Raw genomic sequence first — 12,055 nt, 5'->3', positions numbered from 1 at the left:
GCTCCGGATCGAACTTTTTGACCGCCATCATCAGGCCGATGTTCCCCTCCTGGACAAGGTCGAGGCCTTTCATGCCGTAGGCGCGATACTCGTTGGCGATCTTGACGACAAAGCGCAGGTTGGCGCAGATCAACCGGTGTGCCGCCTCCAGGTCGCCTCGCCGCCGGTAGCGCGTGGCCAGTTCGTACTCCTCTTCGCGGGAGAGCAGGTCGAAGCGGCTGATCTGGGCCAGATAATGGTCCCAGGTGTCGATGACAACTGGCAGATGGAACGTGCTCATTGTGCTTATTTCCTCCGAAAGATCTTTAAAAACAAAAGATTAGCACTCTGGTGCGGAGAGTGCCACTGATATATAGCAAATCCTGGCAGTATGACGCAAGGAGAAATCCGGGCGAGGAGGCTGGTTGGGGTTGACAGAGGCCGGAGCGGAAACCATAATGGCGAGGGTTCGGCAGCGGTGGCAGCGCCCAGGTCAGTCCCCGGGCAGTTCCTAACCCTCCAGTTTGACGGATTGCATGCAAGTTGCTTACATCGGCATCTTCGGTGCCCTCGGATGTCTGGCGCGCTACTTCGTCTCGGGGTGGACCTATGCTCTGGCGGGACGCGGACTCCCCTACGGCACCCTGGTGGTCAATGTCGTCGGCTCCTTGCTCATCGGTCTGATCATGGAAGGGAGCCTGCGCAGCACTCTGCTCTCGTCCGAACTTCGCCTCGGCCTCACCGTCGGTTTTCTGGGCGGATTCACCACCTTTTCCACCTTCTCCTACGAAACCTTCCGCCTGCTCGAAGAGGGGAGCCTGCTGCAGGCAGGAGCCAATATCCTGCTCAACGTCACCATCTGCATCGTCTGCGCCGGCCTGGGAATCCTTCTGGCGCGGCAATTGTAGCGGGGGATTCATCACGCCCCGACCAAAGGATAAAACTCTATGGCAAAGCTCGAAGGCGAACAGATCCTGATGCGCATCTTTGTCGGCGAGAGTGACCGCTGGGAGCACAAACCTCTGTACGAGGCCCTGGTGGAGCTCTTCCGCCGGGAGGGGTTCGCCGGGGCCACTGTTCTCAAGGGGGCGATGGGATTCGGCGCCCGCAGCGTGATGCACACCGACAAGGTGCTGCGCCTCTCCGGAGACCTGCCGGTGGTCATCGAGGTCATCGACAGCCAGGAGAAGATCGATGCCGTTCGCCCCTTTCTCGACCGCATGGTCAAGGGAGGGATGATCACCCTTGAGCGGGCGTGGGTGATCCGCTATACCGGCGCGTAGGGGCGCGATTCATCTCGCCCACCTTACTTTAAGACAGCGAGGAAGCTGAACATGCTGAACCATATCAAATCTCTCCTCGGCGGCGGTCCGGCCCGGGAGCCGGCGCGGGAACATGAACGCCTCCAGGTGGCAACCTGTGTCGTACTGCTGGAAATGGCGCACGCCGATGAGGAGTTCCACGCCATGGAGCAGACGCTGGTCCGCGACCTGCTGCAGCGCAAGTTCGATATCTCCGATCAGGACGTTACCGAGCTGATCGACTATGCCCGGGAGCAGCGGCAGCAAAGCCTCGACCTCTTCCAGTTCACCCGCCAGATCAAGGAGCATTTCTCCCGCCCGGAAAAGCTGGAAATGATGGATGCTCTCTGGCGCCTCATCTACGCCGACGGGGTGCTCGACAAGTACGAAGACTATCTGGTTCGCCAGGTGGCCACGCTGCTGGGTCTCGCCCACGGCGAGATGATCGAGGCCAAGGTGAAGGTTCTAGATGAACTCCGCCCGGACCGCCCTGCCCGCCAGTCACCCACAACATGAACAACCGCTCGTTTCAAAACCTTTCGGTCTTTCCCCCAACCCACGTCAACGCTCCCCATCTCCGCTCTTTTTTCGCAGCTGCGCCTCTGCCGCCAGGGTTGTAAGGTATTTTTGATATCTGCCGGGCTATAATTTGCGAATCCTGGTTGCTGTCGGTGTGAGCAGGAAAAAACCCGGCGGTTTCGAGCGTTTCCAGCCAATGCTATGCTGGCAGAAGTAACCATGCGGCCTGTCGATTTTTTTTGTTGACCGGATTCGAAGTTTGGGCTAGATGATAGGCTGTTCATGCAGATCCAGGGCGATAGTCGATAATACTAAACCATTCGCGAGAATGGGGCGGAAAGCCTACGGGTCTCCCTGAGACAGCCGGGTTGCCGAAATATCACAGATATTTCCGCAACCCGTTTTTTTTAGAGTTTTCATATCCAGGAGCCAATATGCGGGTGGGGGAAGAATCTCAGCCTTATATCGAAGCAGTTGAGGCGGAAGTGGATGCGATTTTTCGTTCGCGCGAGACCTGCGAATTGCCTGGAGGCGCTGTTCCGACCCTTCCTTGCCAGGCATTCGTTTTCGGAATCAGGAGAGAGGATGAGTATCAGGTATTCGTTGCACTGCACAGTAAGAGCTGCAAACGCAATCTGGTTTATTCCATTGCTACTGAAAAAAAGGGAAAAACCGGTTATGAAGCTGCCATGAAAGGGGCGATTGACGCTTGCCAGGCGATGGGCTTTGCAATGGAAAGTGTCAACCTCAGGTTCAGTACTGCCATGCGCGAGGTGGTGATTCGTGACATCCCGGTGCTTCTTTCGTCCGCTGCGGCCAGAAAGGCTGCCGCACAAAAGGCAGAGGAATTGGCCGAGTTGGAACGCCTGGCCCTGCAACAAGAAGAAAGCGAAGCGCCGGATGAAGCTGCCACCGGACTTTCTCCGGCCCGCCGGGCCGCACGGGAGAGGGCTCGCCAGGAGCGGCATGCGGATATCAAAGAGGCGGTCAGGAAACTGGAAGCGGAGAGTATTGTCGAGGAAAAGGTGACAGCGACTCGCCAGGCAGTCGAAAGGCTGCTTGGCCCACGGTTCGAAGTGGTCAGGCCCGAGGATGCTGCCGCACCCGCCGCGAAGGTGCCAGGGCAAGCCGGCCAAACACAGCGCCCCCCAACCGCGGGCGGCGAATTGGCGGTGCCCCCCTCTGCGGCAGTTCAGCCGAAGGTGGATTCGGGCCAGGGGGATTCACCGGAGATGCAGCGTTTGGCGAAGGAGTTGGAACGCCTGGAAGCTGCGAAGTCGGCTGCAGAGCAGCGGGCGGGAGAGCTGGCCGAGACAATCCGCCAAGGGGCAGAGCGGGCCGAAGCCGAACGGGTCGAACGGGAGCGCCTGGAAGGCGCCAAGGCACTGGCTGCGGAGCGGGCGGCGGAAATGGCCGAAGCGGCTCGCCAGGCGGCAGAGCGCGCTGAAGCCGAACGGGTCGAACGGGAACGCCTGGAAGCCGCGAAGGCGGCCGCCGAGCAGCGGGCGGCAGAGTTGGCCGAGACGGCTCGCCAGGCGGCAGAGCGGGCTGAAGCCGAACGGGTCGAGCGGGAGCGTCTGGAAGCCGCGAAGGCGGCCGCCGAGCAGCGGGCGGCGGAGTTGGCCGAGACGACCCGGCAGGCGGCAGAGCAGGCCGAAACGCAGCGGATCGAACGGGAGCAGTTGCTGGCCGCAAAAGCGGCTGCTGAACAACGGATAGCAGAACTTGCCGAGGCCATGCGGGCCATCGAAATACATGCCGCCGCCTTTCGTCAGGAACAGGAGCAGCAGGCCGCAGCGCAGGCCAAACGGGAACAGGCCGAGCGGCAGCGATTGGCAGCCGAGAAGGCCGCCGCCGAACAGCGCACGACGGAGCTGGGCGAGGCGGTCAAGCAGGTGCAGTCCCGGGTCGAAACTGAGCTGGCGAAGCGGGAGCAGTTGCTCGCCGAAAAGGCCCAGGCGGAAAAGCGGGCGGCGGAACTGGCCGAGATGGCCCTGCAGGTGGAGCAACGGGTCGAAACTGAGCGAAATGAACAGGAGCAGTTGCTCGCGGCGAAGTCGGCAGCCGAGCAGCGGACGGCTGAACTGAGCGACGCCGTGCAGAGAGTCGAGTTGCAAGCGATCAACTTCCGAAGGGAACAGGAGCGACTGGTCGCAGCGCAGGCCAAACGGGAACAGGCCGAGCGTGAGCGCTTGGCAGCCGAGAAGACAGCCGCAGATCAACGAGCGGCCGAACTGGGCGAGGCGGTCAAAGCGGTGGAACGGAGCATCGAAATCGAGCGAGCCGGACGGGAGCGCTTGATGGCAGAGGGCACGGCGGCGGAGAAACCGGTTGCCGGTCTGGTCGAGACTGTCGGTTCAGCCGGAATGCAGGCCATCTCCTGCCAGAAGGGACCTGAGCGACAGCCAGCTGCGCTGGCCGAGCGAGAACGCTTGGCGGCGGAGAGGGCGGCGGTGGAGCAACGGGCGACGGAAATGGCCGAGGCGGTTCGGCGGGCCGAGAGGCAGGCGGCTGTGGAGCGGCTTGAGCGGGAGCGATTGGAAGCTGCCAAGTCGGCCGCAGAGCAGCGGGCCGCGGAACAGGCCAGCGTCGCCGAGCGAGCTGGGGAACTGGCCGAACTCGCCCGGCTGACGGCGGAGCGGGTCGAGGCCGAACGCCGCGAGCGGGAGCGGCTGGAGCTTGAGAAGGCCCGGATCGAGCAACGCATGTTGGAGAGGGCGGAAGTGCCCATCAGGGGGAAACGCGGAGCCGTGGAAAGGAGTCGCCAGTCCACCGCCTTGCCATCCCTCGGCGGACGTTTCAATAGTGACAGCAGTGCAATGGAACAGTCGGTAGCACCGCCACCCAAACCGACTTCCCGGCCATCGACATCGGGAGTCTTCTTTCAGGTCGACTGGGACTTTGCTGACGTTGCTTATGAGTCCGAAGACGATGTGCTGGAGGTTTACCAGTCGGTCAGCAGGACGCAACTTTCGCTGGAAGGGTTTCCGAATCAATACTGTACGGCCTACATCGTTGCCTTGAAAAAAGGAAAAGGCAGGCAGGTTTATGTCGCTTTTCGCCTGGCTTCCAGCAACCGGGTCCTGGTGTACGTGCCGGCCACCCCCCCCCATAATCAGGATGCCTATGCCAGAACCATGCAGGAAGCCGACAAATTCCTCCGTGTCACCGGCATAGAAACCGAACGTCTGCCGCTCGGCAAATCTTCGCAGAGCCGGACCCAGGCGCTCAGCCAGATTCCCATTCTCCGACACCATCCCCGCAACGCCAGGAACTCCTGAAGTTTTTGGAGGTTTTGCAGTTGCAACGCCAAGAAGGGCCAGGATTTCCTGGCCCTTCTTGGCGTTACTGCGTCGTTGCGGCAGCGTCAGTCAGGAATGACCACGCAGCAAATGAGTTCCACCCGACGGTTCTGGTAGCGTCCTTCTTCCGTGGCATTGTCGGCGGCCGGCTGGGCTTTGCCGTAGCCTCTGGCGACCAGCTTGCCGGCGTCGATGCCGTAGTTGTCGATCAGTGCCTGGCGTACGGCCTTTGCCCGCCGCTCGGAAAGCTTCTGATTGTACTCGTCAGCACCGATGTTGTCCGTATATCCCGCCAGAAGAATATAGGGGACCTGACTGTTCTTCCGGATGAACGTGGCCGCCTTGTCCAGTTCGGACTTGAACTCGGGCTTGATCTCCGCCTTGTCGGAGTCGAAGTTGATGCGCAGGGTGAGTTTCAGTTCGCAACCCTTGTCGTCGACGATGACTCCCTTCGGGGTGCCGGGGCATTGATCCCGATCATCGAGTACGCCGTCACCATCGCTGTCCATGACCACCGGTGCCGGGGCTGGTGCCGGCGCGGGAGAAGGAGCCGGCGCTGGTGCCGGGGCCGGGGCCGGGGCTGGTTTGTCGGTCAGGAAGACCTGTGCCACAAACGCCGAGAATTTGTTGGGATCGGTCAGTGCCGCGGCTGCCACTGCCGTGCCGCATTGGCCGGCCTTGGCGACGCCTTCGAGGTTCTTCTTGCCTTCCAGGCTGTCGCCTATCCAGACCGTGTAGATGCAGAGTTTATCGCCCAACTCAGACTTGATCCTGGCGGCAGCGGCCGGAGCGTCTTCCATCTTCACGCCGTCGCTGACGACGATGATCGCGCTGTTGCCCGGCGCAGACTTCAGATCGGCACCCGCGGCTTGCAGCGCCGCCGACAGTGGACTATCGCCGCCGACCTGCTTGATGCTGCTCACTCCGCCGGCGAGGCCGTCGCGGGAGTAGCGGGTCATGCCGTAGGGGAGCGCCGTCAACGCCTGCGACTGCCTGGGGTCGTGGCCGAAAGAGCGCAGGCCGCCATTATAAGTCAAATCCGAAGGGATGCTCTGATTCAGGCTGTTGACGAAATTCCTGGCCGTTGGAAATCTCTGCTCGCCGTTATTGATGTTGTCCATGCTATCCGAGGCGTCGAAGATGATCTGGAAATTGGCAATCTTGGGCGCGTATTTCCCGGTTTCGAACGGGTGTGGTTGGAACTGCAGCGGCGCCCGGGTAGCGCAACCGGCGAACAGCAAAGTGCACAGCAGGCATAACAAGGTTCCTAGCCATTTTCTACTCATTGCGAGCCTCCCTTTTGTTGAAACAATGTGGTTGATACTTTTCAGCCGATCCGGACCAGGGGCGAGGAGGTTGGACCCTTGGATCTGTTGTGGCAGGATTGGTCTTCGCCGGCTAAAAGACACTAATGAGCAAAATCGTATCAGTTCACCGTGTGAATGCAAGCAGTCATCTCTGGTTATTATTGTCGAGGCGGAGCTTTTTCTTGCCGATGTACAGACTATACTGGACATAAACGGTTGGTGTGGCCTGTGTGCAGGGGGACGCAAAGGCTTTTCGCAGAAAGGAGCCGGTTATGAACTATCGAACCGTTGCACTTGCGATGTGTGCACTGCTGCTGCCGCTTGGCGGGGCTGTGGCCGCCGGGAAGGAAACGGCAAAGGTTGAGTTGGCCGTGACCGTGCTGGAGCAACTCACGGCCATACCCGAGAGCGCCATTCCGCCGGAGCTGCTCGCCAACGCCTACGGCATCGCCATTGTTCCCGAGGTCATCAAGGTCGGTCTCGTCGTCGGCGGCCGCCACGGGACCGGCGTTGTGCTGGTCAGGGACGATGCGGGACGATGGAGCAACCCTGTCTTCATTTCCCTGACCGGTGGCAGTGTCGGCTGGCAGATCGGCGCCGAATCGACGGACGTCGTGCTGGTTTTTAAAAACAGACGCAGCATCGAGGGGATGATGAAGGGCAAATTCACCCTCGGCGTCGATGCGGGAGTGGCCGCCGGCCCGGTGGGGCGCCGTGTCGAAGGGGCGACCGATGTGCAACTCAAGGCGGAAATCTATTCCTACTCGCGCAGCCGCGGGATTTTCGCCGGAATTTCACTGGAAGGGTCGGCGCTGCAAGTCGACAATGAAGCCAACGCCGCCTTCTACGGGCGACCTGGAATTGGCGCCGGGGAGCTTCTGGCCGGTCGTGACGTCCCCACGCCCGAGGCGGCGGAACGCCTGCAGCTGACGCTTGAAAAGCATGCCGGCGGCAAACGCCAACCCTGAGGGCCGTTTGACAGCGCTCCATTACGATACATAATGGATTTCGTTTAGATACCGGAGTACGACCGCCGGCCAATCGAAGGAGAAGCCCGTGAAGAAAAAAGGCCAGGATGACGAATGCGCCTGCCGCGGCGGCCTGACCCGCCGCGGCTTCATCGCCACGGTGGGAGCGGGGGCGGCGGCAGTGGCGGTTTCCGGCAAGGTCGCCGTTGCCGCCACCGCCGACAAGGGGGTGATGACCGCTGAGGAGATGGCCAAGGTGACCCTGCGTATCAACGGCCGGGCCTACCGCCTGCTGGTCGAGCCGCGCTGGCCGCTGCTCTTCGTGCTGCGCGAGCGGCTCGGCCTGACCGGCACCAAGGTCGGCTGCGAGCGGGGCGAGTGCGGCGCCTGCACCGTCCTCATCGACGGGGTTCCCCGCTACGCCTGCCTGACCTTGGCGGTGGAGGCCGAAGGGCACGAGATCACCACCCTGGAGGGGCTCATGCGGGGCGAGGAACTCGGCCCCACCCAGCAGGCCTTTCTCGAGGAGGACGGCTACCAGTGCGGCTACTGCACGCCGGGTCAGATCATGGCCGCCGAGGGGCTGTTGCGCGCCAACCCCGACCCTTCCCCGGAGGAGATCGCCCGGGAGATGAGCGGCAACCTCTGCCGCTGCGGCGCCTACCCGCACATCGTCGCCTCCGTCCGGCGGGCGGCGCAGCTGCGGCGCCAGGAGCGAGGTGAGCCATGACCGACGAGCAGAAGGATCAGTACTACACCCGGGGGATTCCGGTTCCGGAGACGCCGGAGCCGGGCGTCGCGCCGGCGCCCTGGGGCCAGACCCGGATCGTCGGGGAGCGCCTCGCCCGCGTCGACGGCTATGCGCGGGTCAGCGGCACGGCCGTCTATCCCTCCGACGTCACCCTGCCGGGGATGCTCTACGGCGCCATCCTGCGCTCTCCCCATCCCCATGCCCTGGTCAAAAAGGTCGACACCGGGCCGGCGGCGACGATGCCGGGAGTGCGGGCGGTGCTCAGCGCCGCCACGCCGGGCGCCGATCTGGTCTGGCCCTGGGACAAGGAGGTGAGGAGCAAACTCTTCGACCCCCACTGCCGCTTCGAGGGGGAGGCGGTGGCGGCGGTCGCCGCCGACACCCCCTATCAGGCCCGGGATGCGCTGCGGGCGATCCGGGTCGAGTACGAGGTCCTCCCCTTTGTCATCGACGAGCGCCAGGCCCTGGCGGCCGGCGCCCCGCAGGTCCACAGCGGCGGCAACCGGGTCAAGCCGCCCGAAACCTACAGCCGGGGGGACGTGGCGAAGGGGTTCGCCGAGGCCGATGTGGTCCTCGAGCGGCAGTACCGCACCGAGGCCGAGCTGCACACGCCGCTGGAGCTGCACGGCTGCGTGGCCAACTGGGAGGGGAATGCCCTGACCCTCTGGGAGTCGACCCAGGGGGTCTACGCCGTCCAGGCCGGCGTGGCCGAAGTCCTGGGGATGCCGCTGTCGCGGGTGCGGGTCATCGGCCACTATGTCGGCGGCGGCTTCGGTAGCAAGCTGCGGCCCGGCAAGTACACGGTCATCGCCGCCCTGCTGGCGAAGCTGACCGCCCGCCCGGTCAAGCTCTTCCTGAGCCGGGAGGAGACCTTCCTCGCCGTCGGCAACCGGCCGCCGGCCAACATGAAGCTCAAGGCGGGGGTCAAAAAGGACGGCACCCTGACCGCCCTCGAATTCACCGCCACCGCCAGCGGCGGCGCCTACCCGGCCGGGGGGGCCAACCTGCTCGACTGGCTGGTCAGGGACCTCTACCTCTGCCCCAACGTCCGCACCGAGACCGCCGACCTCTACATCCACGGCGGCCCGGCCCGTCCCTTCCGCGCCCCCGGCCATCCCCAGTGCTCCTGGGCGCTGGAGCAGATGATGGACGAGCTGGCCGAGGCGATCGGCATGGACCCGGTCGAACTGCGCCTGAAGAACATCCCCGTGGTCAGTCAGGGGCGGGAAGGGAGTCCACCCTACACCAGCACCGGCCTGCGCGCCTGCATCGAGCAGGGCGCCGAGGCCTTCGGCTGGCGGCAGGCCCGCAAGCAGGCGGCCCAGGGCGACCAGAAGAGCCGTCTGCGGCGCGGCGTCGGCATGGGCTGCTGCCTCTGGGCCGCCGGCGGCGGCCGGCCCCCCTCGACGGCGATCGTCAAGCTCTTCGCCGACGGCAGCGTCAACCTGAACCTCGGGGCCAGCGACATCGGCACCGGCACCAAGACGGTCATGGCTCTGGTGGTAGCCGAAGAGCTGGGGGTCGACCCCGGCGTGATCCAGATCGAGAACGCCGACACCGGCACCACCCAGTACGCCACCCCCAGCGGCGGCAGCAAGACGGTCCCCACCGAGGCGCCGGCGGTGCGCGCCGCCGCTGTCGAGCTCAAGCGGCAGCTGCTGGAGATGGCCGCCGGGGACCTGGGCGTGCCGGCGGCCGGACTCGATTTCGAGAGCGGCGAGATCGTGGTGCGCAGCGACCGGTCGAAAAAGATCGCCCTCACCGACGTCTCCCGCCTGAAGGCGCGGGGGGTGGCCGTCGGCGTCGGCTACCGCGGCCCCAATCCCGAGGGGAAGGTGGTCAACCCCTTCGCCGCCCAGTTCTGCGAGGTGGAGGTCGACACCGGCACCGGCGAGGTGCGTATCCTGCGTTTCCTCGGGACCAGCGAGAGCGGCCGGGTGATGGACCGGCTGACCTTCGACAGTCAGGTGCACGGCGGCATCACCATGGGGATCGGCCTGGCGATGAGTGAGCAGCGGCTGTTCGACGGCAGCCAGACCGGCAAGATGGTGAACAGGAACTGGCACGACTACAAGCTGCCGACCATGCTCGACGTGCCGCCGGAGATGGTCTCGCTCCCCATCGACCGGCCCGACCCGGAGGCGAACCTGGTTGGTGCCAAGGGATTGGGCGAGCCGACGACCATCCCCACCGCGGCGGCCGTCGCCAACGCGGTCTGCCACGCCACCGGCGTCCGGGTGGCGAACTCTCCCATCGACCCGCTGCAGCTCAGCCGGTTGCTGGCCGCCGCCGGAAAGGAGGGCTGAACCATGCTGCCGAACTTCAGCTACGTCAAGGCCGCCTCCCTCAAGGAGGCGATCCGTCAGCTCGGCACGGACCAGGCCAGGGTCCACGCCGGCGGCACCGACCTGCTCGGCTGCCTGCACGACCACGTCTTTACCGCCGGCAAGCTGGTGAGCATCAGCGGCCTGGAAGAGCTGCGGGGCATCGGACCCGGCGCCGGGGGCGGCCTGCGCATCGGCGCCCTGACCACCGTCACCCAGGTGGCGGAACATTCGGAGATCCGCCGGCACTATCCCCTGCTCGCCCAGAGCGCTCAGGAGGTGGCCAGCCCCCAGCTGCGCCGCCAGGGGACGCTCGGCGGCAACCTCTGCCAGAAGCCGCGCTGCTGGTACTACCGCGGCGAGTTCGACTGCCTGCGCAAGGGGGGGCCGACCTGTTTCGCCTTCGCCGGCGAAAACCAGTACCACTGCATCCTGGGCGGGAAGGACTGCTACATCGTCCACCCCTCAGACATCGCTCCGGCGCTGGTCGCCCTCGACGCCAGGGTGCGCATCGCCGGCCCGGGCGGCCCCCGGGAGGTGGCAGTGGAAGACTTCCACGTGCCGCCGGCGGTCGACCCGCAGCGGGAGACCGCCCTCGGGCCGCAGGAGATCCTCACCGAGATCCTCCTGCCGCCCCCCCGGCCCGGCCTGCGCAGCGCCTTCCGCAAGGTGCGGGCCCGCCGCTCCTGGGACTTCGCCGTCGCCGGGGTGGCCCTGGCCCTGCAGGTCGACGGCGACCGGGTCGGCCAGGCCCGGGTGGTGCTCAGCGGCGCCGCCCCCGTCCCCTGGCGCGCGCGGGAAGCCGAAGCGGCCCTGACCGGCCGCAAGCTGGATGCGGAGGCGGCGAAACGGGCCGCCGAGGCGGCCCTGCAGGGCGCCGCGCCGCTGCAGCACAACGGCTACAAGGTCGCGCTGTTCGAGGGGCTGATCGAGGAGGAGCTGCGGAAGATCGCCGGCTGAGTCAAGGACGCACGAAGGCAGGACCGAAAAGCCGCTCTGTCTTCAGGGGGAGCGGCTTTTTGGCGCTTGCCAGCCCTTGCGGACTAGCTGCCGGAGAACTTTCCTTGACCTTCCCCTGGCGGTGGATTACATTGTCCGCCCGGTGAAAAAATCATGAGCCGGCAGGAGTTTACCCGTATGGCCCGAATCGATCTGCCCCGCGAAAAGAAGGTGAAGCACCTCACTCTGCTGCGGGCACCGCGCCGCCTGACCCCCAGAGAGTTCAACGCCCTCTCCCTGGCCGAGCGTCTGGAGATGGTGCGCAGCGCCCACGGTCGCCAGAAGTACGACCTGCTCATCGAGGCACAGGATGCCGAGGAGCTGGTGCGCCGGCTGCCGGCCCAGGAACTCTTCCTGCTCTTCAAGGAACTGGGGGTGGAGGACATCCCCGAACTGCTGCCGCTGGTCACCTGCGAGCAGTTCACCACCTTTCTCGACCTCGACTGCTGGCAGGGCGATCTGCTCGACGGCGACAAGGCACTTTTCTGGCTGACCCAACTGGTCGAGGCCGGCGAGGAGGCAGGCCTGAAGATGGCCGTCGGGATCGATTTCGGGCTGCTCGTGCTGACCATCAAGAAATTCATTACCATCACCGCCGCCCCCGG

The 12,055-nt window shown here is 64.7% G+C and carries 11 protein-coding genes and 1 riboswitch; of the genes, 9 read left to right on the top strand and 2 right to left on the bottom strand.

The features are described from left to right. A partial coding sequence (locus VD811_09305) for a sigma-70 factor domain-containing protein (protein ID HXV21164.1) occupies positions 1–280 on the bottom strand: 280 nt, incomplete at its 3' end. A gap of 235 nt (positions 281–515) precedes the next feature. Here VD811_09305 and crcB point away from each other — a divergent pair. The 4 genes from crcB (at position 516) to VD811_09285 (ending at position 5,080) form a co-directional block, all read left to right on the top strand. Continuing rightward, the gene (crcB, locus tag VD811_09300; GenBank protein ID HXV21163.1) at positions 516–887 is read left to right on the top strand and encodes a fluoride efflux transporter CrcB; all 372 of its coding nucleotides are present in this window, start codon (positions 516–518) and stop codon (positions 885–887) included. Positions 888–926: 39 nt separating this feature from the next. Then, positions 927–1,262 (top strand): DUF190 domain-containing protein, encoded by a 336-nt coding sequence (locus VD811_09295; GenBank protein ID HXV21162.1) that lies wholly within the window; start codon positions 927–929, stop codon positions 1,260–1,262. Positions 1,263–1,313: 51 nt separating this feature from the next. Beyond that, positions 1,314–1,796, top strand: a complete 483-nt coding sequence (locus VD811_09290; protein HXV21161.1) for a TerB family tellurite resistance protein — start codon at positions 1,314–1,316, stop codon at positions 1,794–1,796. A gap of 303 nt (positions 1,797–2,099) precedes the next feature. Then, positions 2,100–2,175, top strand: a riboswitch (cyclic di-GMP riboswitch). A gap of 313 nt (positions 2,176–2,488) precedes the next feature. Further along, entirely contained in the window at positions 2,489–5,080 is a 2,592-nt protein-coding gene (locus VD811_09285; GenBank protein HXV21160.1) for a hypothetical protein, read from the top strand. A gap of 86 nt (positions 5,081–5,166) precedes the next feature. Here VD811_09285 and VD811_09280 read toward each other — a convergent pair whose 3' ends face one another. Further along, positions 5,167–6,387, bottom strand: coding sequence for an OmpA family protein (locus tag VD811_09280; protein ID HXV21159.1), 1,221 nt, complete (start codon positions 6,385–6,387; stop codon positions 5,167–5,169). Positions 6,388–6,680: 293 nt separating this feature from the next. On the opposite strand from VD811_09280, the gene VD811_09275 reads away from it, so the two are divergent. The 5 genes from VD811_09275 to VD811_09255 all read left to right on the top strand — a co-directional run. Beyond that, positions 6,681–7,376: a lipid-binding SYLF domain-containing protein gene (locus VD811_09275; protein ID HXV21158.1), complete on the top strand. Its 696-nt coding sequence runs from the start codon at positions 6,681–6,683 to the stop codon at positions 7,374–7,376. An 88-nt stretch (positions 7,377–7,464) separates the two neighbouring features. Next, a complete protein-coding gene (locus tag VD811_09270; protein HXV21157.1) occupies positions 7,465–8,106 on the top strand; it encodes a (2Fe-2S)-binding protein in 642 nt (213 codons plus the stop codon). Beyond that, the gene (locus VD811_09265; GenBank protein ID HXV21156.1) at positions 8,103–10,433 is read left to right on the top strand and encodes a xanthine dehydrogenase family protein molybdopterin-binding subunit; all 2,331 of its coding nucleotides are present in this window, start codon (positions 8,103–8,105) and stop codon (positions 10,431–10,433) included. Before VD811_09270 ends, VD811_09265 begins: the two co-directional genes overlap by 4 nt. Before the next feature lie 3 nt (positions 10,434–10,436). Further along, a complete protein-coding gene (locus VD811_09260; protein ID HXV21155.1) occupies positions 10,437–11,411 on the top strand; it encodes a xanthine dehydrogenase family protein subunit M in 975 nt (324 codons plus the stop codon). 177 nt (positions 11,412–11,588) lie between these two features. Next, positions 11,589–12,055: DUF6178 family protein (locus VD811_09255; protein ID HXV21154.1), on the top strand; the 467-nt coding region annotated here is incomplete at its 3' end.

It is taken from the genome of Desulfuromonadales bacterium (assembly GCA_035620395.1).
Classification (GTDB): domain Bacteria; phylum Desulfobacterota; class Desulfuromonadia; order Desulfuromonadales; family DASPGW01; genus DASPGW01.
The sequence above is the reverse complement of the archived record's forward strand: the minus strand, read 5'-3'. Positions and strand labels throughout refer to the sequence as shown.

Excerpts from the sequence above, each read along its gene's own strand:
- VD811_09280 (HXV21159.1), bottom strand. The coding sequence starts at position 6,387 with ATGAGTAGAAAATGGCTAGGAACCTTGTTATGCCTGCTGTGCACTTTG.
- VD811_09290 (HXV21161.1), top strand. The coding sequence starts at position 1,314 with ATGCTGAACCATATCAAATCTCTCCTCGGCGGCGGTCCGGCCCGGGAG.
- VD811_09285 (HXV21160.1), top strand. The coding sequence starts at position 2,489 with ATGAAAGGGGCGATTGACGCTTGCCAGGCGATGGGCTTTGCAATGGAA.
- VD811_09275 (HXV21158.1), top strand. The coding sequence starts at position 6,681 with ATGAACTATCGAACCGTTGCACTTGCGATGTGTGCACTGCTGCTGCCG.
- VD811_09260 (HXV21155.1), top strand. The coding sequence starts at position 10,437 with ATGCTGCCGAACTTCAGCTACGTCAAGGCCGCCTCCCTCAAGGAGGCG.
- crcB (HXV21163.1), top strand. The coding sequence starts at position 516 with ATGCAAGTTGCTTACATCGGCATCTTCGGTGCCCTCGGATGTCTGGCG.
- VD811_09295 (HXV21162.1), top strand. The coding sequence starts at position 927 with ATGGCAAAGCTCGAAGGCGAACAGATCCTGATGCGCATCTTTGTCGGC.
- VD811_09265 (HXV21156.1), top strand. The coding sequence starts at position 8,103 with ATGACCGACGAGCAGAAGGATCAGTACTACACCCGGGGGATTCCGGTT.